Here is a 22,186-nt window from a genome sequence, read left to right as displayed (position 1 = left end):
CTTCAGAAAGAGAAATTCTTCAATGCTTCGGGCATGCCCTGCGCCATCGCCTGCTGTTCCTTGGCGGCGTAGGTTGCGGCATCCCACACTTCGAAATGGCTGCCCATGCCGAGCAGCATGACTTCCTTGTCGAGCATGGCGGCACTGCGCAGCTCCGGTGCGATCAGCACGCGGCCCGCGCCGTCCATTTCCACGTCGGCGGCGTTGCCCAGGAAGATGCGCTTCCACCAGTGCGCATCCATCGGCAGCGCTGCAATGCGCGTGCGGAAGGTTTCCCACTCGGGCCGGGGGAACAGCAGCAGGCAGCCATCCGGGTGCTTGGTCAGCGTCACCCGGCCTTCGGCCTGCTGTTGCAGCGCTTCGCGGTGCCGGGACGGAATGGACATCCGCCCCTTGGCATCCAGCGACAGCGCCGATGCTCCCTGAAACAAGCTCGCTCCCGGTCCACGCCGGCCTTGCGAATGATTCGCCGGTCGGCATGCGCGTGAATCCTTCCGTTCCGGCGATGGCAAGAATCATCCCATGGCCGGGGCCCAATTTCACACAAAAATACACTTCCTCACACTATTTCCCACTTTAGAGGAAGCGATATGGCCGGTCAAGGCTGCAGACAGGGCAGCAAACGAGATTTTTTTAATCAGAACAATGACTTAGCGCGCACACTTCACGCACCGGGAAAGTGAATCCTTAATGAAATGAAGATCTTAGGGAGGAAAGCAGAGAAACCACCTGAGAACCACTTGCGGAGGAACTGCCGACCGCGCGGGAAAGACCTGTCCCGGCGCGCGCCCAGAGGATACAACAATTGCCCGCCAGCCCCGCTGAATGCAGGGGCCGGCGGGAGTCCGCGCGCGCCGGCGGCGCGGCGTCAGATCCGGTAAGCGGCGGTGGTCATCACGCGGGAGGCGCCGCGCATGAGCGCGCGCACCGGGGCGGGCAACGGCATGCCGCCGGCCTCCCGCGCGGCATCGCCGTGGCGGATCTCGTCGTCGCGCATCTGCTCGAGGATGGCGCGCGAGCGGCCGTCGGCCTCGGGCAGGCGGTCCAGGTGTCCGCCCAGGTGGTGCTCGACCTGGCGCTCGGTCTCGGCAACGAAGCCAAGGCTGACGCGATCGCCGGCACGGCCCGCGACCCAGCCGATCGCGAAGGCGCCGGCGTACCAAAGGGGATTGAGCAGGCTGGGACGCGAACCCAGTTCGCGCAGGCGCTCGGCGCACCAGGCCAGGTGGTCTTCCTCTTCGCGCGCGGCGGCGTCCATCTGCGCGCGCACGGCGCCGTTGCGCGCGGTCAGCTTCTGCGCTTGGTACAGGGCCTGCGCGCAGACTTCGCCGACATGGTTGATGCGCATCAGGCCGGCCACATGGCGGCGCTCGTCGGCGCTCATCTGTTCAGTGTCCGGCGCCAGCCGGTCAGCCGGGTTAGCGCGCGCCGAACGCGTGGCGCCGGCAATGGCGCGCAGGGCCACGTCGAATTCTTTGATCAGGGTGTCCATGTCGCAGAGGCGGTTGGTCTCGGTGCCCGGCAGCCCCTGCCATGGGGGGCTGCGCGGCCGCGGTGGGGCGCGCCGGGGCGCCATCGGGATTACCCGTATTGTAGCTTGCCTCTAATCGCCGCCAGCCCGCATCCCGCCTTGCCTTGTTACGCCTGGCTACTCAGAAACCCTGAGTTGTTAAAACAAGACAAGGGGTTGGGCCCCAATGGTGAACGAAAAGTTGTTTGTTACAGTACTTCGCAACTTCCAAGGAAGTTTGACGCGCGGGGGATGGAGACCATCAGGAGGTTCTTCCGCGCCGTCACCAATAATTCTTACAGTGGAGATCAACGAGCATGAAGAAATCGCTTCTGGCGCTGGCAGCGCTTGGCGCATTTGCTGGGGCGGCGCAGGCCCAATCGAGCGTGACCCTGTACGGTGTGGTGGATGCCAACATCGAATACGTGAGCAACATGTCCAGCGTCACGCCGTCGGCCGCCAACGGCCTGGCAACCGGCCCGGCGGAAAACGTCTTCCGGCTGACCTCCGGCGGCCTGTCCGGTTCGCGTTGGGGTCTGCGCGGCGTGGAAGACCTGGGCAGCGGCATGAAGGCGCTGTTCGTGCTCGAAAGCGGTTTCGGTCTCGATGATGGCCGCTCGCAGCAAGGCGGCCGACTGTTCGGTCGTCAGGCTTACGTCGGCCTGGAAAGTGACCGCGTTGGCCGCTTCACCTTTGGTCGCCAGTACACCACGCTGTTCGACATGATGGCCAACTTCTCGCCGACCGGCTACGCCACCCAGTATGAGCCGGTGGTGGCGCAGCTGGGCCTGAACTTCCGCTCGGACAATACCGCCAAGTACACCGGCAAGTTCGGTCCGGTGACGGCAATCGCCCACTGGTCGTTCGGCAACGGCGTTGCCGGCGGCGGCGAGGTCCCGGGCCAGTTCCGCCGCGACACCGGCTACGGTGCGGGCTTGGCCTGGGCAGCAGGTCCGTTCGGCATTTCGGCGGCCTACGACCAGTACAACCCGACCCTGAACGCCGCCGGTGGCACCGGCGACTTCAAGAAGGCTGCCGTTGCCGCAAGCTACGCCTTCGGCCCGGCCAAGCTGATGGCCGGCTATCGCTGGGGCATGAACAAGGCCGCCAACGACAACAACATCCTGAAAGACAACTACTACTGGGTCGGCGCCAACTACCAGGTCACCCCGGCGCTGGGCCTGACGCTCGCCTACTTCTACGACGACGTCAAGAACCTGAACCTGGCCGCCAACGGCGCCACCAACAATATCAAGAACCCCTGGCAGATCTCGTTCGTCGCGGACTACAACCTGTCCAAGCGCACCGACGTCTACCTGACCACCGCCTACGCGAAGAACGCCGGCGTCAACTTCGACACCTCGGCCATCAGCTTCGCCAACGGCTACTTCCTGGGCACCGGCAAGGACAACATGGTCGGCGTTGCGCTGGGTATCCGCCACAAGTTCTGATCGCCTCCCCAGGCCGATCCTGCAAGGCACCTTCGGGTGCCTTTTTCTTTGGCGGCATCCGTCCTGCACGCCATAGGGCATCACCTCATCGGCGCGGCGGCGGGTGCCCACTAGAATGCATTGACCATCGCACCGTGGTGCAATCCAGCGGGCCACACCAGGAGACCAACATGCAACCCACTCGCCGGCGCGTCGTTGCGCTGCTGCTGTCCGCCAGCCTTGGCGCGCTTGCCGGCCAGCCGGCGCTGGCCGCCGACCCGTATCCGGCCAAGCCGATCCGGCTGGTGGTGCCCTTTGCCGCGGGCGGCACCACCGACATCCTGGCGCGTGCCGTGGCCGCCGAACTGGCCAAGCTGCCCGGCTGGAACGTGGTGGTCGACAACAAGCCCGGCGCCGGCGGCAATATCGGCGCCGACATCGTCGCCAAGGCCGCGCCCGACGGCTACACGCTGCTGATGGGCACGGTCGGCACCCACGGCATCAACCAGTCGCTGTATGGCAAGCTGCCGTTCGACCCGATCAAGGACTTCGCGCCGATCACCGAGGTGGCGGCGGTGCCCAACGTGCTGGTGCTCAATCCGGCGTTTGCCCAGCAGAACAAGATCGACAGCGTCAAGGACCTGATCGCCTATGCGCGCGCCAACCCCGGCAAGATCAACATGGCCTCGAGCGGCAACGGCACCTCGATCCACCTGGCCGGCGAGCTGTTCAAGACGCAGACCCGGACCTTCATGGTGCACTTTCCGTACAAGGGCAGCGGTCCCGCGCTGACCGACCTGGCGGGCGGCACCGTACAGGTGATGTTCGATAACCTGCCGTCGTCGATGGCGTTGATCAAGAGCGGCAAGCTCAAGGCGCTGGCAGTGACCAGCGCCAAGCCGTCGCCGGCGCTGCCGGGCGTGCCAACCATCGCCCAGGCCGCGGGCCTGCCGCAGTACGAGGCCAGCTCCTGGTTCGGCATGCTGGCGCCGGCCGGCACGCCGCCCGACATCATCCATCGCATCCAGCAGGAAGTGGCCAAGGCCCTGGGCGCCCCGGCGGTGCGTGAACGGCTGCAGGCACAGGGGGCCGAGCCGGTCGGCAACACGCCGGAACAGTTCGCCGCGTTCATCCGCGCCGAAACCACCAAATGGGCCAGGGTGGTAAAGGATTCCGGCGCCAAGGTGGATTGACGCCGCTTTGATCGCCGGCAGGGCCGCGGCGCCCATCGCGCATATACTTGAGGCATCAAATGTCAGCCGCCCGCAGCGCGGGTGGCCCCTGGCGGCTCTTGCCGCACACCGCGCACCGCTGCACTGAAGATGCCCAACCTGTCCCCCGCCGCCGGCGCCGAGAGCGCCCCCGTCGACTTGGAAACGCGAGCCGATCACACCGAGCACGAGACCCTGCGCCTGTGGCTGCGGCTGCTGACCTGCACCAACCTGATCGAGGCCGATATCCGCTCGCGGCTGCGCCAGGACTTTGCTTGCACCCTGCCCCGCTTCGACCTGATGGCCCAGCTCGACCGCCATCCCGAAGGACTCAAGATGGGCGAGCTGTCGCGCCGCATGATGGTGACCGGCGGCAACGTCACGGGCATTACCGACCAGCTGCAGCAGGAAGGGCTGGTCTCGCGCGAGGCATTACCCACCGATCGGCGCGCCTATCTGATCCGCCTGACGCCGGCCGGGCGCGCCGCGTTCTCGCGCATGGCGCGCGCGCATGAGGACTGGATCGGGCAACTGTTCTCGGGCCTGGCCGAGACTGACCGGCGCGCCCTGTTCCGACTGCTTGGCCGGCTCAAAGCCGGCCTGATCTCGCCATGAAACCGCTTGCCATCCTTACGCTGAGTGGCGTGCTGCTGCTGGCCGCCTGCAGCAGCACGCCGCAGCCACCGCAGGTTACCCCGGTGAATGCCACCATCAAGCTCGGCCGCGTCACCGAAAAGGTGTTCCTGACCCGCCTCGACGTAGCCCAGGTGCCGCCCTACTACGGCGGCGGCACCAGCGTCGGCGTGGGTGCCGCGAGCGGCGGCCATGGCGGCGGCGGCGTAGGCGTGGGCTTTGCCTTCGACCTGAGCCGGCTGTTCAGCAAGCCGGCGCCGGTGCAGCAGGTAGACCTGTTCCAGTACAAGGTGCGCACCCAGGACGGCGCGATGGTGTCGGCCAACGCGCCGGCGGTGCCGGGGCTGGAACCAGGTGCCTGCGTGCGGGTGATCTACCCCGACGGCGGCCAGGAAGCGCGGCTGGCGCCATCGAACGAATGCTGACTGGACGGCCCGAATGCACAACGGCCTCCGCGGAGGCCGTTGTCGTATCCCGTGGCGGGACCGGGCGTTCAGGCTGCCTGGCGGCTGTCGCGCAGTTCGCGGCGCAGTATCTTGCCGACGTTGGTCTTCGGCAGTTCGGTGCGGAACTCGACATACTTGGGCCGCTTGTAGCCGGTCAGGCGCTCCTTGCAGAATTCGATCACGTCGGCCTCGGTCAGCGCCGGATCCTTCTTCACCACGAACAGCTTGACCACCTCGCCCGAGTGCGTGTCCGGCACGCCGACCGCCGCCACTTCCAGCACGCCCGGACACTCCGCAACCACGCCTTCGACTTCGTTTGGATAAACGTTGAAGCCCGACACCAGGATCATGTCCTTCTTGCGGTCGACGATCTTGGTATAGCCACGCTCGTCCATCACGCCGATATCGCCGGTCTTGAAGAAGCCGTCCGGGGTCATGACCTTGGCGGTCTCGTCCGGGCGGTTCCAGTAGCCCGCCATCACCTGCGGGCCGCGGATGCAGATCTCGCCCGGCTGGCCCAGCGGCACGTCATTGCCGTCATCGTCGCGGATCACCACTTCGGTCGACGGCAGCGGCATGCCGATGGTCCCGGAGAACGCGTCGGTATCGGTGGGGTTGCAGGTGGCCGAGGGCGAGGTCTCGGACAGGCCATAGCCCTCGATGATCGGGCAACCGGTCTTGGCCAGCCATTGCTTGGCCACCGCCTCCTGCACTGCCATGCCGCCGCCGTTGGCCACGCGCAGGCCAGAGAAATCGACCTTGCTGATCTCCGGATTGTTCAGCAGCGCGTTGTACAGCGTGTTGACCGCCGGGAACATGTTGAACTTGTACTTCTGCAGTTCCTTGATGAAGCCCGGGATGTCGCGCGGATTCGGGATCAGCACGCTGGTGCCGCCGCTGCGCATGCCCAGCAGGCAGCAGACCGTCAGCGCGAAGATGTGGTACAGCGGCAGCGCGGTGATCGTGATCGGCTGGTCGATATGGCCCCCCTTGTTCAGCGCCGGCTGCATCCATGCCTCGGACTGCAGCACGTTTGCCACCACGTTACGATGCAGCAGCACCGCGCCCTTGGACACGCCGGTGGTGCCGCCCGTGTACTGCAGGAAGGCGATGTCGTCGGGGCCGGTGGTGACCGGCTGCAGCGTGAGCTTGCGGCCTTCGGCCAGCACGTTGTTGAAGCGCACGCAGTGCGGCAGCTCCCACGCCGGCACCATCTTCTTGACGTTGCGCACGACGAAATTGACGATGGCGCCCTTCAGCCCGCCCAGCATGTCGCCCATGCTGGCCACGACCACGTGCTTGACCGGGGACCTGGCCAGCACCTGCTGCAGCGTGGAGGCAAAGTTCTCCAGGATCACGATGGCTTCGGCGCCGCTGTCCTTGAGCTGGTGCTCGAGCTCGCGCGGGGTGTAGAGCGGGTTGACGTTGACCACCACGAAGCCCGCGCGCAGCACCGCCGCCAGCACCACCGGGTATTGCAGCACGTTCGGCATCATGATGGCCACGCGGGCGCCGGGACGCAGCCCGCGCGACTGCAGCCATGCCGCGAAATGGGTCGAGAGCCGGTCCAGTTCGCCGTAGGTAATGGCCTTGTCCATGCAGATGAAGGCCTTGCGGTCGGCATAGCTATGGAAAGACGCCTCGAGCAGCGCGGCGAGCGAGCGGAACTGGCTGGCATCGATCTCGGCAGGGACGCCGGCCGGGTAGTGTTTCAGCCAGATTCTTTCCATAGCACGGTCTCCTGATTTTCTGAATGGTCGTTCGATTTTGCCGAGATGCTAAACGTGCGCCCCGGTTAAAACAACAACTTAGACGAAGTCCTCAGGGTCGTTCGCCCCTTCTTGCGCTCCTGGCGAGCATTATGCGCCACCGATCGGACATAAGCAGCGGGATAACCACTAGTTACCCCGGACTACGCTTACCCGCCGGTGGGCAGCACCAGCTTCATCATGCTGGCCGCAAGTTCCTGCGCCAGGGTTTCAGGGTCGGTGCGCCCGGGTTCGTGCCAGGTGTACAGAAACCCGACCACGCTGCCGATCGCATGCGCGGTCACGCGTGCGTCGCCAAAGGCGAACACGCCATCGCGCTGGCCTTCGTCCAGCAGGGCATAGAGGTCGCGGTAAAAGTCCCGCGCCATGCTGTCGAGCCAGGCCACCGTGTCCGGGCGCAGGTACTGCCGATCGCGAAAGCTCAGCGTGGCCGGCACGTGGCAAGCGATGCAGCGCCGGGCCATCTCGAGCAGGCAGGCTTGCAGGCGGGTCTTGACGGGCTGCGCTGGATCCGCGGTTTCGCGGATCACGGGCAGGCAGGTCTGCGCCGACTCCCGGCACAGGATGTCGAAGATCTCGTACTTGTCGGTAAAGTAGTAGTAGACCGCTGGCTTGGTCACGCCCAGCGCGCGGCACAGGTCGTTCATGGTCATGCCGGGGTAGCCCTTGCTGTAGAAGAGCTGCGCGGCGGTATCGAGGATCTGCCGGCGGCGCGCCTCCTGGCGCTCGGCGATATGCGGGCGGGCCGGGTGGGTCTCCGTCGGCGCGCTCGACGGCGGAGCCAGCGGTTCGGATCTGGGAGCAGTCGACATGACGGCATTCTCGCATGGGCGCATCGGCGCGACACCGTGGTTGCCCGCTGCAAGCCCGCCTGGGCCTAGTTGGTCGCTGCCTTGCCGCCCGCGGTGAGCGTGTCGGTGCGGGTGGCCGGCGGCGCCAGCCGGCGCAATGCCGCCTCGCGCTCGGCGGCAGGCAGCGCGCCGAGGCGGCGCGCCTCGGCGTAAAAGCGCTGCCAGTCGCCGTCGCAGCGCGCCAGCAGCGCGGTGAAGGCCGGCACCCATTGCTGGTACGTCGCCACCGCGGCCAGGTGGGCGTTGCTGAGCGGCTGGTCGAACCAGCGGTCATAGCCGCTGTAGCCGCCCCACTCGGTACGCAGCCGCGCATAGCCGGCGCGCAGGTCGGCAAAGATCTTCGCCTTGCCCTCGCGCTTGGCCGCGTCGTCGAGCGGCGTCTGGTACAGCGCCACCAACCGGTCGCGCGTGCCCAGCAGCAGCGCGCGGAACTGCTGGCGCCGGGCATCGTACTGGCGATAGCTGGTACGCGCATCCTCTGATGCGTCCTGGTCCAGCCAGCGCTCCACGCCGGCCGCTTCCACCGCGGTGGCAAAGGATTCGTTGAAGGCGGTGTCGTTGCGCACGTACACCACCTGATGCGCCAGCTCATGGAAGATCAGCCGCGCCAGCTCGCCCTCGGGCAGGTAGACGAAGGTATTGAGCAGCGGGTCATCGAAATAGCCCAGTGTCGAATAGGCGGGGACGCCTGCCACATAGGCCTCGAGCCCGTCGCGGCGCAAGCCTTGCGCATACTGCTCCGCGTCGGACTGGGCGTAGTAACCGCGGTAGCTGATGCAGCCGACGATGGGAAAGCACCACTTGCGCAGCTCTATCGACAGTTCCGGCGTGGCGAACACGCTCCACACCACATAGGGCCGGTGCAGGTTGGCGTAGCGCCGGTAGCTGCCGTTGTCGGGCAGCTTCAGCTCGAGCGAGGCAAAGTCGCGCATGCGGCCCGCCAGCGCCAGCCGCTGCGCCAGGCGCGCATCGTTGGCGTCGCGCGCGCTGGCGATCGCGTCGGTCAGCGGCTGGGCCTGGGACATGACGCCGAGATGCCCGCCGATCGACTGCGCGTAGTAGCCCACCGCCTCGCATCCTGCCGTCAGCAGGAGCACGCCCGACAGCGCCGCCGCCGCCAGCAGCGCGGCCCAGCCGCGGCGGACTCGCTGCGCCGTCATGCTGTCTCGACTGCCCCTTGCGCGCAGGCTGCGACCTGCACCAGGCAGTCGTAGAACACCGGCGCGCGGCCCAGGTCGGTCAGGCGCTGGCTGGTCAGCTCGTTGGCGTTCTTGCCATCGGGCGCGAGCTTCTTCCACCAGATCGACAGTCCCACCACCAGGCCGCGCCGGGCGCGATCGGTGACGCGCGCACGTGCCACCATGCTGCCGCGGTCATTGAAGGCGCGCACCAGCGCGCCATGCACGATGCCGCGCTCGGCGGCGTCGGCCGGATGGATATCCAGGTGCGGCTCGCCCTCGGTGGCGCGCAGGCTATCGACGTTGACGAACGAGCTATTGAGGAAATTGCGCGCCGGCGGCGAGATCATCGCCAGCGGATAGCGCGCCGCCAGTTCGGGCGCGCTCTGCGGAGCTTCATACGGTGGCACGTAGTCGGGCAGCGGGTCGAAGCCGTCGCGTGCCATCGGCTCCGAATAGAACTGGCATTTGCCCGATGCGGTCGGGAAGCCGCCTTCGGCGAACGGCGCCGCCGGCAGCGCCAGCTTCTGCCACCCTTGCACTTTCAGCGACGCCCAGCTGATGCCGGCCGCGCGCGCGTCGTCTGGAATGATGGCCTGCGCGGCGATGGCTTCGTCGCTGTCGGCAAAGCAGGCGTCGGTAAAGCCCATGCGCTGCGCCAGGCGGCGGAAGATCTCGGTATTGGGCAAGGCCTCGCCCAGCGGCGCGATGGCGGCGTTGTTGGCCAGGAAATAGGTGTGGCCGTAGGCCTTGTGCACGTCGGTGTGCTCGAGCTGCGTGGTCGCCGGCAGGATGATGTCGGCATAGTCGGCGGTATCGGTGCGGAAATGCTCCAGCACCACCGTGAACAGGTCCTCGCGCGCGAAGCCCGCGGCGACCTTGCCGGATTCCGGCGCCACCGCCACCGGATTGCTGTTGTAGACCACCACCGCCTCGATGCGCGGCGCGCCAGGAGCCGGCTCGGCCAGCAAGGCATCGCCGATGGTGCTCATGTTGACGACGCGCGGCAGCTGCTGCGGCCACCCAGGCAGCAGGTCCGGGCGCTGCAGCGCGGCCTCGTTGACCGGGAAGAAACCCGAGGTCGACAACTGCAGCCCGCCCGCGGGATGGCGCCAGGCACCGACCAGCGACGGCAGGCATGCCACCGCGCGCACCGCCTGGCCGCCGCCGTGCACGCGCTGCATGCCGTAGTTCAGCCGGATCGCCACCGGCTGGCGCTCGCGCACCGCCAGCTGGCCGTAGAGTCCCGCCAGCCATTCGATGTCTTCGACCGGGATGCCGCAGATCGCCGCCGCGCGCGCCGGCGGATAGGCCTGCGCGCGCTCGCGCAGGGCCTCGAAGCCGACGGTATGGCGTTCGATGTAGTCGTGGTCGAGCAGGCCGTCGCGGATCAGCACGTGCATCAGCGCCAGCGCCAGCGCGCCGTCGGTGCCGGGCATCGGCGCGAGATGGCGGTGGCACTTTTCGGCGCTCAGCGAGCGGTACGGGTCGATCGCCACCAGCGTGGCGCCGCGCCGCTTGGCCTCCTGCGCGCGGGTCCAGAAGTGCAGGTTGGAGGCAATCGGGTTGCCGCCCCAGATGATCACGAGCTTGGCATCGACCACGTGCTCCATGTCCATGCCCACGCTGGCGCCGTAGGTGTAGCGCAGCGCGGTGGCGCCGGCGCTGGCGCAGATGGTGCGGTCCAGCCGCGACGCGCCCAGCTTGTTGAAGAAGCGCGCCGCCATGCTCTCGCCCTGCACCAGCCCCATGGTGCCGGCATAGCTGTACGGCACGATCGCCTGCGGATCGCGCGCGGCGATGGCCTGCAGGCGCGTGGCGATGGTGTCGAGCGCCTCGTCCCAGGAAATCGGGGCGAACTTGCCTTCACCCTTCTTGCCGATACGCTTCATCGGCGTGAGCAGGCGGTCCGGGTGATAAGTGCGCTCGGTGTAGCGCGATACCTTGGTGCACAGCACGCCCTGCGTGCCGGGATGGTCAGGGTCGCCCGCCACCTTGACCGCGCGTCCGTCCTCGACGGTGACGAGCAGGGCACAAGTGTCGGGACAGTCATGCGGACAGGCGGCGCGGACGGTGCGGGAAGCCATGGGGTCTCCGGGCGGGGATGTGTTGTTTTTCGTTCGGTCGTACGGAACTGGAGATGCCGGCGCAGGCGGCGGTAGCGGCGCCCGCGCCGCGCCGGCTGGCGGCGCATGCCCCGGGCGTACGGGGTGATGGCGGGGGTATCTCGACCCGATTGTATTCGATTATGATGTGCCGGCACGCTCGCGGCACAGACCGGGACGCGCACCATGCCGCACGCATCCGAGCAGCGCCGGCGACAGACCGGCCAACGCGGCGAACGGGTAACCGAACCATCATTCGCGGGGGTTTATGTCTTTCAAATCCGGGGTCAATGGCCGGCTTGCCGGCCTGCTGGTGGCGTTCGCCATCGGTTCGGGCGGCGCATCTGGCGCGGCCTTCGCAGCCAACACCACGGCCAGCGCCGCCACCTCCGAGCACGGCGTCACCGCCGACACCATCCTGCTGGGCCAGTCCGCCGCGCTGACGGGCCCGACCGCGGTGCTGGGCAAGCAGATGAACTCGGGTGCGCGGCTGTATTTCGACCATATCAACCAGCAGGGCGGCATCCACGGGCGCAAGATCCGGCTGGAGGCGCTGGACGACTACTACGAGCCCGAGCCCGCCGCCAAAAACACAAAAAAACTGATCGAAGAAGACCGCGTCTTCGCGTTATTCGGCTATGTCGGCACGCCCACCAGCCAGGCCGCGCTGCCGCTGGCGATCCAGGCCCAGGTGCCGTTTTTCGGCCCGTACACCGGCGCGCAGTCGCTGCGCGAGCCGCGCAGCCGCTACGTGTTCCATGTGCGCGCCGGGTACAACGAGGAAACCGCGGCCATCCTGCGCCAGATCCAGACCACCGGCCTCAAGCGCGTGGCAGTGGTCTACAACGAGGATGCCTACGGCAAGGCCGGGCTGGACGGACTTGAACGCGCGCTCAAGGCAGCGCCCGGCAGCGGCGTGCAGATCGTTGCGCGCGAGCCCGTGGTCCGCAACACCACAGAGATCGGCGACGCCATGCAGGGCTCGATGAAGGCGAAGCCCGACGCCGTGGTCATGATCAGCGCCTACCGCACCGCCGGCGCCTTCGTGAAGGAAGCGCTGCGCCGCGGCTACAACGGCCAGTTCTACAACGTGTCGTTCGTCGGCACCCAGGCATTGGCCAACGTGGTCGGCGCGCAAGGCAGCGGCGTGATCATCTCGCAAGTGATGCCGCACCCGGGCAACGCCACGCTGCCGATCGTGCGCGAATACCTGCGGCTGCTGCAGGCGGCGGGCAAGCCCAGCGAATTCGACTACGCCAGTATCGAAGGCTTCATCGCCGCAAAGACCTTCACCGAAGGCCTGCGTCGCGCCGGCAAGGACCTGACGCGCGAGAAGCTGGTGACCGCACTGGAATCGATGCGCAACTACGACCTGGGCGGGTTTATCGTCAACTTCACGCCGGAGAACCACGTGGGTTCGAAGTTCGTGGAGATGACGATCATCAATTCGAAGGGCCAGGTGATCCGCTGACGCGCTCAGCGTGAGGCGCTCTATTCCATGTCGTTCAGGTGACACGCCGAGAACCGCAGCGGCGCAATCTCCTTCAGCAGCGGCTGCTCTTCCCGGCAACGCGGCATCGCATGCGGGCAGCGCGGATGGAAATGGCAGCCGCTCGGGGGGTTCAGCGGCGACGGGATCTCGCCGCGGATCGCCACGTAGGTCTTGCGCGCCACCTCCAGCTTCGGCGCCTCCGCCAGCAGCGCTTGCGTATAGGGATGGTTGGGCGCGGCGAACACGTCCTCGGTCGGAGCAGACTCCACTACCCGCCCCAGGTACATGATCACCACGCGATCGCTGATGTGCTTGACCACGCCGAGGTCGTGGCTGATGAACAGGTAAGTCAGGTTCAGCTCTTCGCGCAGGCGCATGAACAGGTTCAGCACCTGGGCCTGGATCGATACATCGAGCGCCGCGACTGACTCGTCGCAAACCAGGAACTCGGGTTTCACCGCCAGCGCACGCGCAATGCCGATGCGCGCGCGCTGGCCGCCGGAGAACTGGTGCGGGAAGCGGCGCAGCACGGTCGGGTCCATGCCCACGCGCACCAGCATGTCTTCCACATAGCCCTTCTGCGCGCCACGCCCGACCATGCCGTGCACCACCGGCGCCTCGCCGACGATATCGAGCACGCGCAGCCGCGGGTTCAGCGAGGCATACGGGTCCTGGAAGATCATCTGGATCGCCAACTGCTTCTTGCGCCGCTGGTCGGGCTGGAGGTGGTCCAGGTTGATGCCGCGCCACAGCCGCTCGCCCTCGGTCAGCGAGTGCAGGCCGACGGCCATGCGCCCGAGCGTGGACTTGCCGCAGCCGGACTCGCCCACCAGGCCCACCACCTCGCCGGCGCGGATGCTCAGGTCAACGCGGTCGACCGCGTGCACCACCTCTTCATGCGCATGGGCGCCAAACAGGTTGGCGATGCGCGCGGCCGCGTCGAGCGACTTGACGAAGCGCTTGGACACGCCGCGCAACTCCAGGATCGGCGCGCCAGGCGTGGCGCCTTCTTCAGCGACAGGATTCGTCATCGGCCGGGATTGCAGTGCAGTGGCGCTCATGCCGCCTCCTGGTTGGCCAGCACCGGATGGAAGCAGCGCAGGCGACGCCCGTCGGCGGCGGTTTCGAGCGGCGGCTCGGTCTTGCAGGCCGCGGTGGCGTACGGGCAGCGCTCGCGGAACGCGCAGCCGCCCGGCAGGTTCAGCAGCGATGGCGTCATGCCCGGGATCTGCCGTAGCGGCGTGCCGCGCGGATTGCGCGACGGCGCCGAACGGATCAGGCCGTGGGTATAGGGATGCTCGGGACGTTCCAGCACCTGGCGCACATCGCCGGCTTCGACGATCTTGCCGGCATACATCACGCACACGGTATCGGCCAGCCCCGCCACCACCGACAGGTCATGCGTGATCCAGATCAGCGCCGTGCCCGACTCGCGGCACAGCGTCTGCATCTCGTACAGGATCTGGCCCTGGATGGTGACGTCGAGCGCCGTGGTCGGTTCGTCGGCGATGATCAGGTCGGGCTTGTTCAGCAACGCGATGGCAATCGCCACGCGCTGGCGCATGCCGCCCGAGAACTGGTGCGGGTACGCCAGCAGGCGCTCGTCCGGCGACGGGATCCCGACCCGCGCCAGCGCATTGCGCGCGCGCTCGCGCGCCACCGCCTTGCCGACGTTCTCGTGCGCCAGCACCGCCTCGATCATCTGCGTATCGATGCGTAGCACCGGGTTGAGCGTCATCATCGGATCCTGGAAGATCATCGCGATGCGGTTGCCGCGCACGTCGCGCTGCTGCGCCGGCGTGAGCGCGCGCAGGTCGCGCGTGACACCGTCGCGGCTGGTCAGCGCGATGCGCCCGTCGACGATCTTCCCCGGCGGGTCGATCAGGCCCATGATCGAATAGCCGGTCATGGACTTGCCCGAGCCGGACTCGCCCACCAGCCCCATGATCTCGCCGCGGCCCACGGTGAAGGACACGTCGTCGACGGCCCGGGCGATGCCGCCGCGCGTGTAGAAATGCGTTTTCAGGTGTTCGACCACCAATGTCGGTTGTGCCATGTCGCGCTCCCGGTTATTGCGTCTGCAGGCGCGGGTTCAGCACATCGCGCAGCTGGTCGGCCACCAGGTTCATCGCCACGATGGTGACCACCAGCGCGATGCCCGGGAAAAAACTGATCCAGTACTTGCCCGACAGCATGTACTGCTGGCCGTTCGAGATCAGCGAACCGAGCGACGGCTCGGTGACCGGCACGCCCAGCCCGAGGAACGACAACGTCGCTTCCAGCGTGATCGCCGAAGCCACCTGCAGCGCTGCGATCACGATCAGCGGCGGCAGGCAGTTGGGCAGCAGGTGCCGGAACATGATGCGCGCGGGCGGCAGGCCCAGGCAGGTGGCGGCCTCGATATATTCCTTGCGGCGTTCGACCAGCGCGGCGCTGCGCGTGGTGCGCGCATAGTAGGCCCACTGCACCGCCACCAGCGCGATCACGATATTGCCCAGCCCCGGGCGCAGGAAGGCCAGCAGGATCAGCGCCAGCAGGATCGGCGGGAACGACAGCTGCAGGTCGGCCACGCGCATGATGAGCGCCTCGGTGCGCCCGCCCAGGAAGCCGGCCAGCAGGCCGAGCGTCGCGCCCAGCAGCAGCGCGATGATGGTGCTGACCACGCCCACGCCGATGCTGATGCGCAGCCCGTACATCACCGCCGACAGGATGTCGCGGCCCTGCTCGTCCGAGCCCAGCAGGAAGGTCATGCCGTTGCCGGCCTGCTCGCCCGGCGCCAGGCGCGCATCGAGCACGTCCAGCGTGGCCAGGTCATACGGGTTCTGCGGCGCCAGCCACGGCGCAAAGATGGCGATCAGGATGATGGTCACCAGCGTCGCCAGCCCGGCCACGGCGATCTTGCTGGCGAAGAACTCCGCGGCAAAGCGCCGCCACGGGGATTGCTCACGCGCCGCGGCGGGCGGCGGCGTCTTGTCTTCGGGTTCGACAGTCACGGCGGTCATGGCTCAGCCCTTGTTGTCGGCAATGCGCACGCGCGGATCGAGCATGCTGTAGAGGATGTCCACCACCAGGTTGATCAGGATAAACAATGTCACGATCACCATCAGGTAGGCGACGATCACCGGCCGGTCCAGCAACTGGATCGAATCGATGATGAGCTTGCCCATCCCGGGCCAGGCAAAGATCGATTCCGTCACGATCGCGAAGGCGATGATCGAGCCGAACTGCAGCGCAATCACGGTCACGATGGGGATCAGGATGTTCTTCAGCACATGCACGCCGACGATGCGGGTGTTGGACAACCCCTTGGCGCGCGCGAACTTGACGTAGTCCTGCAGCATCGCCTCCTGCGTGCCGGCGCGCGTGAGCCGGATCACCATGGCGATGTTCAGCAGCGACAGCGTCACCGCCGGCAGGACCAGATGGCGGATGCCGTCGACGGTCAGGAAGCTGAGCGGGATGCCCAGCACGCGCACGGTCTCGCCGCGGCCGTTCGAGGGCAACCAGCCCAGCTGCACGGCAAACACCATGATCAGCATCAGGCCGACCCAAAAAGTGGGCAGCGAGAAGCCCAGGATCGACACCGTCATGATCGACTTGCCGGCAATGCCCTTGGGCCGCAGCCCGGCCCACAGGCCCAGCGGGATGCCCAGCACGATCGCCAGCAGGATCGCGCAGATGGCCAGTTCCATGGTCGCGGGCATGCGCTCGAAGATCAGCTTGAGCGCCGGCGTGCCATGGGCGAACGACGTGCCCAGGTTACCCTGCAGCGCGTTTTGCAGGAACACCCAGTATTGCTCCCAAAGCGGCTTGTCCAGGCCCAGCGCCGCGATGGTGCGCTTGATGTCCTCCTGGTCGGCCTGCGGGTTGATCAGGATGTCGACGGGGTTGCCGATGGCAAAGACGCCGAGGAAAACCAGCAGCGACATGACGAAGAGCACGACCACGCTCTGCATCAGGCGCCGGATAATAAAGACCAGCATATTCAACCACTATCCTTTCGCGCGCGAATGCGCACGCCGCCCGGGAGCGCGATACGCTTCCAGGCGGCGCGGCAGCCATGCGCGGCACCGCGAACTCGGCAGCAGGCAGCCTGCTTACTGGGGCTTGAAGTTATGCGCGTACGTGCGCTCGTCGGTGCGCGGCACGTAGACGATGCCCTTCTGCGTGGCCCAGGTGGTCACCTGCTGGTGGATCGGGATGATACCGCCATCGTTGATCGCGATCGCGGTGGCCTCCTGCAGCAGCTTGGAGCGTTCGGTGTCATCCACGGTCGACAGTGCCTTCTCCAGCACCACGTCCATCTTCGGGTTGCAGTACTCGCCCCAGTTGGTGGTGCCGAAGCCCTTCTTGCTGTCTTCGCACGCCAGCAGCGCGCGCAGCGGCGAACTGACCTCTCCGGTCTGCGCGCCCCAGCCGAGCAGCCCGAACGACCACTCATGCTTGATGCCCTTGGACGAATACGTGGCCATCGGCATGCCTTCGACCTTGGTGGCGATGCCGATGCGGGTCAGGTTCTGCGCGATGGTCTGCGCGATCTTCTCGTCGTTGACGTAGCGGTTGTTGGGCGTATGCAGCGTCACCCCGAAGCCGTTCGGAAAGCCCGCCTCGGCCAGCAGTTTCTTGGCGCCCTCGGGGTCGTACTTGACCGTCTTCAGGTTGGGGTTGTAGCCGAACAGCGTGGGCGGCACCAGGTTGTTGGTCGGCTCGGACAGGCCTTCCATCAGGCGGTCCTTGATGCCCTGCCGGTTGATCGCCATGCTGATGGCATTGCGCACCCGCGCGTCCTTCAGCGGGTTCTTGTCCATCGGCGCGCCTTCCTTGGTGGTGACGTACGGCGACTTGTCCCGCTTGGCATCGAAGTACAGGTAGATCACACGGTGCGAGATCTTGGAGAAGAACGACAGCTTGGGGTCCTTGCGCACCTTGGGCAGGTCAGGCGTGGGCACGTTCTCGATCGCCTGCACATCGCCCGACAGCAGCGCCGCCAGGCGCGTTGCCGGGTTCGGGATAAAGCGCAGCGTGACCTTGTCCCAGGCCGGCTTGTTGCCCCAGTAATCGTTGTTGCGCACCAGCTCGACCCGGTCGTCGCGCGCATAGCTGACGAACTTGAACGGGCCGGTACCGACCATGCCCTTGCCCTGCGCGAAGTCATCGGAGCTCAAGCCCTGCGTGGCCTTCTTCTGCACGATGAAGATCGAGGTCAGGTCATTCAGCATCAGCGGATACGGCTGGCTGGTGGTCAGCTGGATGGTGTACTTGTCGACGATCTTCTTGTTGACGATCGCCTTGGTGTAGACGTCGAACTTGCCCGGGCTGTTCTGGATGGTGGCCGGGCGGTCCAGCGACCAGATCACGTCATCTGCCGTCAGCTCGGTACCGTCGTGGAACTTCACGCCCTTGCGGACCTTGAATTCCCACGTGAGGTTGTTGACCAGCTTCCACGACTCGGCCAGGCCCGGGATGATGCGGCTGTCCGGGTCCATCTTGGTCAGCGAGTCGAAGACATGTTCGGAAACGTTGATGTTGGAGAACAGGTTGTAGAAGTGCGGATCCATCGAGGTAGGCGGCGAACTCATGGCCAGTTTGAGGTCCGCGGCCTGGGCGGTGCCGGCCAGCGCGAGGCCAAGGGCCCCCGCCACCGACACCACGCCAATTGCCTTCTTGAAAGTGCGAAGGGACATCGCGCAATTCTCCCTGTAGGAAGTGAAGCAGACGTTTTGGGATCGGCAATGCGCGCGCGCAGCGGGTCACGAGCGGCGCTGCTTTTTGGTGCGATGGGGCATCATAAAGCCACGGTATTGCCGGCCGGGCACTTCAAGCATGAACTGTTCCAGCAGTGCACATGCCACGGCAATGCGGGGAAACCCACCCGCGCTGGCATATTGCATTGCGCCAACCGGGCAATCGCGCAGGAAATCGCCGCCTTTTGGCGCTTTCGCAGGAGGCATCGTATGATCGGGGTATCCCATCGCTAACGCCTTCGATCCCAAGGCCGCCCGGCATCATGAAGCTCATCCCCGAAATCCTGCAGGCACAAGCCGAAATCCGCGCGATCCGGCGCGATATCCACGCCCACCCTGAACTCTGCTTCGAAGAACAGCGCACCGCCGACGTGGTGGCGCGCAACCTGGAATCGTGGGGCATTGAAGTCCATCGCGGCCTGGGCACCACTGGCCTGGTCGGCGTGATCCGCAACGGCAGCAGCCCGCGCACCATCGGCCTGCGCGCCGACATGGACGCGCTGCCGCTGCAGGAAGCCAACACCTTCGACCACCGCTCGCAGCACACCGGCAAGATGCACGCGTGCGGCCACGACGGCCACACCGCCATGCTGCTCGGCGCGGCGCGCTACCTGGCGCAGCACAAGCCATTCGACGGCACCGTGCACCTGATCTTCCAGCCGGCCGAGGAAGGCGGCGGCGGCGCGCGCGAGATGATCAAGGACCGCCTGTTCGAGCGCTTTCCGTGCGACGCGGTGTTCGGCGTGCACAACTGGCCGGGCATGCCGGTGGGCGCCTTCGGCACGCGCGCGGGCCCGCTGATGGCCTCGAGCAACGAGTTCCGCATCGTCGTGCGCGGCAAGGGCGCCCACGCCGCGATGCCCAACAACGGCAACGACCCGGTGTTCACCGCGGCGCAGATCGTATCGGCGCTGCAGGGCATCATCACGCGCAACAAGCGCCCGATCGATACCGCCGTGATCTCGGTGACGCAATTCCATGCCGGCGATGCCACCAACATCGTGCCGGACCAGGCGTGGATCGGCGGCACGGTGCGCACGTTCACGGTGCCGGTGCTTGACCTGATCGAGCGGCGCATGGAAGAAGTGGCGCGCGCGGTGGCCGCGGCATTCGACTGCACCATCGAATACGAATTCCACCGCAACTATCCGCCCACCATCAACAGCGAAGCCGAGACCGGCTTTGCCGCCACGGTCGCCGCCGAACTGGTCGGCGCCGACAACGTCGACAGCAATGTCGAGCCCACCATGGGCGCCGAGGATTTTTCGTTCATGCTGCAGCACAAGCCAGGCTGCTACCTCTTCCTCGGCAACGGCGACGGGGGCCATCGCGACGCGGGCCACGGCATCGGGCCGTGCATGCTGCACAACCCGAGCTACGATTTCAACGATGAACTGCTGCCGGTGGGCTCGACTTTCTTCGTGCGGCTGGTGGAGAAGTGGCTGGCACCTGCCTGACGGCATACACCAGAGCGTGCCCAAGCACGCCTGCCTCTGACAGGGCACAACGATTACGACAGGGGAGCTTCGGCGATGGGGCGTTCGGCGCTGGATCGCGAGACTGCGCGCAGCTTCGCGCGCGTGGCGCTGGAGAATATCCAGCGCCGTTATCCGTACAAGCTTGACCACATGATGGCGGCCGCCGGCGACCTGGCCGGCCCCGCCGCCTGGCATCCGGTCTTTTGCGGCAGCTATGACTGGCACTCCAGCGTCCATATGCACTGGCTGCTGGCGCGGCTGCTGGCGCTGTATCCGGATCTGGCGGAAGCGCCACGCATGCGCGCCCTGCTGGATGCCCAGTTGCGCCCGGATGCCATGGCCGCCGAACTGGCCTACTTCCAACGGCCCGATTCACGCACCTTCGAGCGCCCCTACGGCTGGGGCTGGATGCTGAAGCTGCAGGCCGAGTTGCTGGCGCTGGCGCGGCATGACCCGCACGCCTCCGCCTGGGCTGAAGCGTGCGCGCCGCTGGCCTCGCACCTGTCGCAGCAACTGGCGGGCTTCCTCGATGCGGCGGCATTCCCGGTGCGCACCGGAACCCATTACAACAGCGCCTTCGCGCTGGTCATGGCGCTGGCCTATGCGCGCGCGCATCAGGACCTGGCGCTGCGGCGCGCCATCGTGCGGCGTGCCCATCGCTGGTTCGGCCACGACCAGAAGTATCCGGCGCGCTACGAGCCGGGGGGCGACGAGTTCCTGTCCGGCGGACTGACCGAAGCCGTGCTGATGCACGCCGTCATGGAAGGCTGCGCGTTTTCGGAATGGTGGGAATTGTTCGTGCCGGGCCAGGCCGAGCTGGCCAATTGGCTGACACCGGTGGTGGTAACCAACCGCAGCGACCCCAAGACCTCGCACCTGGATGGACTGAACCTGTCGCGCGCCTGGTGCTGGCGCATGCTGGAGCCTGCCCTGCCCGACCCGCTGCAGCCCCTGGCGATCCGCGCATGGTCGGACCATATCGAGGCGTCGCTGCCGCAGGCGGCGGAAGGCGAGTATGTGTCAACGCACTGGCTGGCCTCGTTCGCGGTACTGGCGCTGGCCGAGCCCATCGGCGGCTGAGGCGCCGCCGCTGCGCTTCAATCCAGAGCGATGTCGCCGTACCAGGCTTCGGCCTTGCTCCGGGTATTGTCGGTATCCGTCATGATGCCGACGGCGATGACGCGGCCGGGGTCGGCGCCAAACGCCTTGCGGTAGTCGGCCCGCAAGTCGCGCTCGTGGCAACGCCATTCATTGGCATGCTTCGTGCCGCTATCCACCACGATCATGCGCACGCGGTCGGTGTGCGGATTCTTCACCACGGCCCCTTCCGCGCGCTGCCCGCCCCAGATATACATCAGCGTCGCGTAAGGCATTTCGCGTCCGGTGGTCAGCCGCGCCATCTCGTACATCAACTGGTCCTTGAGCGGGAGCGCGCCCTTGTCGCCATCGAAGGCCACGAACAGGCGCAGCGGCGAATCCTCGCGCGGGCCATCGCTGTTGTCGGCGTTGCGGATGATGCCGCTGGTCTTCCACGTCCAGCGCACCATGCCGGGATCGCGCTCGCGCAGCGGCACATAGAGTCCCGACGCGGAGCTGTCGGCCTTGGCATGCACCACGACGCGCTGGTCGACCTCGGCCATCGAATAGCTGGTCGGGATCTTGTTGCGGTTGATGGTCCAGGGCTGCCAGCCGACCGGCAACTGGCCGCGGCGCGGGGAAATCGAGAACAGTGGCAGCGTCGCGAGCGTCGGCGGGGAGGCATCGGCGGGCTCGCCATCGTCCTCCGCTTCGGCCTGCCCGGCGGGAATGCTGGCGGCGGCTAACGAGTCTGACCCGGTCACCGCGGCACCGGCCTGTGCGGTCGCATGCGCGGCCATGCGCGCTGTGAAGGCCTGGCAATCGATCGCGGAGGTGGTGGCAAGGGGAGCGGCGGCGGCATCCCCTGGCGGTATGGAAAGTTCAGGGAGCGTGGCAGCGCAACCTGCCAGCAACAGCGCGCCAGCGGCGCCAGTCAAAACCAGCCGAGACTTCTTGGCCGTCATGTAACCCCTCGAAACCCGAAAACGCGGACCCGCTCTGTCGGCTATGGCCCGATCTATTGCTCACTGCTTGCTGCAAACACCTGTTGCAACCGCCTTCGTGCCCCCGGTGGGCACTTGAGGGTCGACCATAGCAGAAGGCGAACGGTGTCGGAATGCGCGACGTCCCGCGTTGAGCGCGAAAACAACGGTTGGGGGTGTCCGAAACGGGCGCAGCACGAACGCCCGCGCCAAAGCAAAAACCCCTCGCAGCGAATGCTGTCGAGGGGTTTTGCACAATAAGAGCCTGGCGATGACCTA

The 22,186-nt window shown here is 66.7% G+C and carries 20 protein-coding genes; 7 read left to right on the top strand and 13 right to left on the bottom strand.

What is annotated here, in order from left to right:
• Window positions 1–2: 2 nt before the first annotated feature.
• Both mraZ and coq7 read right to left on the bottom strand, forming a co-directional pair.
• Complete coding sequence (gene mraZ / locus E5S69_RS27620) at window positions 3–431, bottom strand: division/cell wall cluster transcriptional repressor MraZ (RefSeq protein ID WP_010814778.1); 429 nt, start codon at window positions 429–431, stop codon at window positions 3–5.
• A 437-nt stretch (window positions 432–868) separates the two neighbouring features.
• The gene (coq7, locus tag E5S69_RS27615) at window positions 869–1,492 is read right to left on the bottom strand and encodes a 2-polyprenyl-3-methyl-6-methoxy-1,4-benzoquinone monooxygenase (protein ID WP_078198637.1); all 624 of its coding nucleotides are present in this window, start codon (window positions 1,490–1,492) and stop codon (window positions 869–871) included.
• A 335-nt stretch (window positions 1,493–1,827) separates the two neighbouring features.
• Here coq7 and E5S69_RS27610 point away from each other — a divergent pair, with 335 nt between their 5' ends.
• The 4 genes from E5S69_RS27610 to E5S69_RS27595 all read left to right on the top strand — a co-directional run bounded on the left by E5S69_RS27610 (window position 1,828) and on the right by E5S69_RS27595 (window position 5,209).
• The gene (locus E5S69_RS27610; protein WP_171517645.1) at window positions 1,828–2,961 is read left to right on the top strand and encodes a porin; all 1,134 of its coding nucleotides are present in this window, start codon (window positions 1,828–1,830) and stop codon (window positions 2,959–2,961) included.
• Window positions 2,962–3,131: 170 nt separating this feature from the next.
• Complete coding sequence (locus tag E5S69_RS27605; RefSeq protein ID WP_171517644.1) at window positions 3,132–4,133, top strand: Bug family tripartite tricarboxylate transporter substrate binding protein; 1,002 nt, start codon at window positions 3,132–3,134, stop codon at window positions 4,131–4,133.
• A 129-nt stretch (window positions 4,134–4,262) separates the two neighbouring features.
• The gene (locus E5S69_RS27600) at window positions 4,263–4,766 is read left to right on the top strand and encodes a MarR family winged helix-turn-helix transcriptional regulator (RefSeq protein ID WP_171517643.1); all 504 of its coding nucleotides are present in this window, start codon (window positions 4,263–4,265) and stop codon (window positions 4,764–4,766) included.
• Window positions 4,763–5,209, top strand: a complete 447-nt coding sequence (locus E5S69_RS27595) for a hypothetical protein (RefSeq protein WP_171517642.1) — start codon at window positions 4,763–4,765, stop codon at window positions 5,207–5,209. Before E5S69_RS27600 ends, E5S69_RS27595 begins: the two co-directional genes overlap by 4 nt.
• Before the next feature lie 68 nt (window positions 5,210–5,277).
• Here the strand turns inward: E5S69_RS27595 and E5S69_RS27590 are convergent, their stop codons facing one another.
• From E5S69_RS27590 to E5S69_RS27575, 4 genes are all read right to left on the bottom strand, one after another.
• Window positions 5,278–6,960: a long-chain fatty acid--CoA ligase gene (locus tag E5S69_RS27590; protein ID WP_171517641.1), complete on the bottom strand. Its 1,683-nt coding sequence runs from the start codon at window positions 6,958–6,960 to the stop codon at window positions 5,278–5,280.
• Window positions 6,961–7,148: 188 nt separating this feature from the next.
• On the bottom strand, window positions 7,149–7,811 hold the full coding sequence (locus E5S69_RS27585; RefSeq protein WP_171517640.1) for a TetR/AcrR family transcriptional regulator: 663 nt from the start codon (window positions 7,809–7,811) through the stop codon (window positions 7,149–7,151).
• A gap of 65 nt (window positions 7,812–7,876) precedes the next feature.
• The gene (locus E5S69_RS27580) at window positions 7,877–9,010 is read right to left on the bottom strand and encodes an aminopeptidase (RefSeq protein ID WP_171517639.1); all 1,134 of its coding nucleotides are present in this window, start codon (window positions 9,008–9,010) and stop codon (window positions 7,877–7,879) included.
• Window positions 9,007–11,115, bottom strand: a complete 2,109-nt coding sequence (locus E5S69_RS27575) for a molybdopterin-containing oxidoreductase family protein (protein ID WP_171517638.1) — start codon at window positions 11,113–11,115, stop codon at window positions 9,007–9,009. The genes E5S69_RS27580 and E5S69_RS27575 overlap by 4 nt, the downstream gene beginning before the upstream one ends.
• A 286-nt stretch (window positions 11,116–11,401) precedes the next feature.
• On the opposite strand from E5S69_RS27575, the gene E5S69_RS27570 reads away from it, so the two are divergent.
• Entirely contained in the window at window positions 11,402–12,604 is a 1,203-nt protein-coding gene (locus E5S69_RS27570) for an ABC transporter substrate-binding protein (RefSeq protein ID WP_171517637.1), read from the top strand.
• A gap of 20 nt (window positions 12,605–12,624) precedes the next feature.
• On the opposite strand, the gene E5S69_RS27565 is transcribed toward E5S69_RS27570, so the two are convergent.
• From E5S69_RS27565 to E5S69_RS27540, 6 genes are all read right to left on the bottom strand, one after another.
• Entirely contained in the window at window positions 12,625–13,686 is a 1,062-nt protein-coding gene (locus E5S69_RS27565) for an ABC transporter ATP-binding protein (RefSeq protein ID WP_272871741.1), read from the bottom strand.
• Window positions 13,683–14,681, bottom strand: coding sequence for an ABC transporter ATP-binding protein (locus E5S69_RS27560; RefSeq protein ID WP_171517636.1), 999 nt, complete (start codon window positions 14,679–14,681; stop codon window positions 13,683–13,685). Before E5S69_RS27560 ends, E5S69_RS27565 begins: the two co-directional genes overlap by 4 nt.
• Before the next feature lie 13 nt (window positions 14,682–14,694).
• Window positions 14,695–15,627: an ABC transporter permease gene (locus E5S69_RS27555; RefSeq protein WP_171517635.1), complete on the bottom strand. Its 933-nt coding sequence runs from the start codon at window positions 15,625–15,627 to the stop codon at window positions 14,695–14,697.
• Between the two features lie 3 nt (window positions 15,628–15,630).
• Window positions 15,631–16,608 (bottom strand): ABC transporter permease, encoded by a 978-nt coding sequence (locus tag E5S69_RS27550; protein ID WP_171517634.1) that lies wholly within the window; start codon window positions 16,606–16,608, stop codon window positions 15,631–15,633.
• A 114-nt stretch (window positions 16,609–16,722) separates the two neighbouring features.
• On the bottom strand, window positions 16,723–18,309 hold the full coding sequence (locus E5S69_RS27545; RefSeq protein WP_171517633.1) for an ABC transporter substrate-binding protein: 1,587 nt from the start codon (window positions 18,307–18,309) through the stop codon (window positions 16,723–16,725).
• 66 nt (window positions 18,310–18,375) lie between these two features.
• Window positions 18,376–18,597: a hypothetical protein gene (locus E5S69_RS27540; RefSeq protein WP_171517632.1), complete on the bottom strand. Its 222-nt coding sequence runs from the start codon at window positions 18,595–18,597 to the stop codon at window positions 18,376–18,378.
• 35 nt (window positions 18,598–18,632) lie between these two features.
• On the opposite strand from E5S69_RS27540, the gene E5S69_RS27535 reads away from it, so the two are divergent.
• Complete coding sequence (locus tag E5S69_RS27535) at window positions 18,633–19,826, top strand: M20 aminoacylase family protein (protein ID WP_171517631.1); 1,194 nt, start codon at window positions 18,633–18,635, stop codon at window positions 19,824–19,826.
• A gap of 75 nt (window positions 19,827–19,901) precedes the next feature.
• Window positions 19,902–20,927, top strand: coding sequence for a DUF2891 domain-containing protein (locus E5S69_RS27530; protein WP_171517630.1), 1,026 nt, complete (start codon window positions 19,902–19,904; stop codon window positions 20,925–20,927).
• A 17-nt stretch (window positions 20,928–20,944) separates the two neighbouring features.
• Here E5S69_RS27530 and E5S69_RS27525 read toward each other — a convergent pair whose 3' ends face one another.
• Window positions 20,945–21,889 (bottom strand): DUF3047 domain-containing protein, encoded by a 945-nt coding sequence (locus E5S69_RS27525; protein ID WP_171517629.1) that lies wholly within the window; start codon window positions 21,887–21,889, stop codon window positions 20,945–20,947.
• Window positions 21,890–22,186 lie beyond the last annotated feature (297 nt).

Source organism: Cupriavidus necator (assembly GCF_013141915.1).
Lineage (GTDB): Bacteria > Pseudomonadota > Gammaproteobacteria > Burkholderiales > Burkholderiaceae > Cupriavidus > Cupriavidus necator_B.
Note: the sequence above shows the minus strand (reverse complement) of the source record. Positions and strands in the feature narration are given on the sequence as shown.

What these genes read in the sequence shown, in the direction of transcription:
- E5S69_RS27525 (WP_171517629.1), bottom strand. Translation starts at nt 21,889, where the DNA reads ATGACGGCCAAGAAGTCTCGGCTGGTTTTGACTGGCGCCGCTGGCGCG.
- E5S69_RS27555 (WP_171517635.1), bottom strand. Translation starts at nt 15,627, where the DNA reads ATGACCGCCGTGACTGTCGAACCCGAAGACAAGACGCCGCCGCCCGCC.
- E5S69_RS27590 (WP_171517641.1), bottom strand. Translation starts at nt 6,960, where the DNA reads ATGGAAAGAATCTGGCTGAAACACTACCCGGCCGGCGTCCCTGCCGAG.
- E5S69_RS27605 (WP_171517644.1), top strand. Translation starts at nt 3,132, where the DNA reads ATGCAACCCACTCGCCGGCGCGTCGTTGCGCTGCTGCTGTCCGCCAGC.
- E5S69_RS27550 (WP_171517634.1), bottom strand. Translation starts at nt 16,608, where the DNA reads ATGCTGGTCTTTATTATCCGGCGCCTGATGCAGAGCGTGGTCGTGCTC.
- E5S69_RS27565 (WP_272871741.1), bottom strand. Translation starts at nt 13,686, where the DNA reads ATGAGCGCCACTGCACTGCAATCCCGGCCGATGACGAATCCTGTCGCT.
- E5S69_RS27600 (WP_171517643.1), top strand. Translation starts at nt 4,263, where the DNA reads ATGCCCAACCTGTCCCCCGCCGCCGGCGCCGAGAGCGCCCCCGTCGAC.
- E5S69_RS27595 (WP_171517642.1), top strand. Translation starts at nt 4,763, where the DNA reads ATGAAACCGCTTGCCATCCTTACGCTGAGTGGCGTGCTGCTGCTGGCC.
- E5S69_RS27570 (WP_171517637.1), top strand. Translation starts at nt 11,402, where the DNA reads ATGTCTTTCAAATCCGGGGTCAATGGCCGGCTTGCCGGCCTGCTGGTG.
- E5S69_RS27560 (WP_171517636.1), bottom strand. Translation starts at nt 14,681, where the DNA reads ATGGCACAACCGACATTGGTGGTCGAACACCTGAAAACGCATTTCTAC.
- coq7 (WP_078198637.1), bottom strand. Translation starts at nt 1,492, where the DNA reads ATGGACACCCTGATCAAAGAATTCGACGTGGCCCTGCGCGCCATTGCC.
- E5S69_RS27530 (WP_171517630.1), top strand. Translation starts at nt 19,902, where the DNA reads ATGGGGCGTTCGGCGCTGGATCGCGAGACTGCGCGCAGCTTCGCGCGC.
- E5S69_RS27545 (WP_171517633.1), bottom strand. Translation starts at nt 18,309, where the DNA reads ATGTCCCTTCGCACTTTCAAGAAGGCAATTGGCGTGGTGTCGGTGGCG.
- E5S69_RS27575 (WP_171517638.1), bottom strand. Translation starts at nt 11,115, where the DNA reads ATGGCTTCCCGCACCGTCCGCGCCGCCTGTCCGCATGACTGTCCCGAC.
- E5S69_RS27540 (WP_171517632.1), bottom strand. Translation starts at nt 18,597, where the DNA reads ATGGGATACCCCGATCATACGATGCCTCCTGCGAAAGCGCCAAAAGGC.
- E5S69_RS27585 (WP_171517640.1), bottom strand. Translation starts at nt 7,811, where the DNA reads ATGTCGACTGCTCCCAGATCCGAACCGCTGGCTCCGCCGTCGAGCGCG.
- E5S69_RS27610 (WP_171517645.1), top strand. Translation starts at nt 1,828, where the DNA reads ATGAAGAAATCGCTTCTGGCGCTGGCAGCGCTTGGCGCATTTGCTGGG.
- E5S69_RS27535 (WP_171517631.1), top strand. Translation starts at nt 18,633, where the DNA reads ATGAAGCTCATCCCCGAAATCCTGCAGGCACAAGCCGAAATCCGCGCG.
- E5S69_RS27580 (WP_171517639.1), bottom strand. Translation starts at nt 9,010, where the DNA reads ATGACGGCGCAGCGAGTCCGCCGCGGCTGGGCCGCGCTGCTGGCGGCG.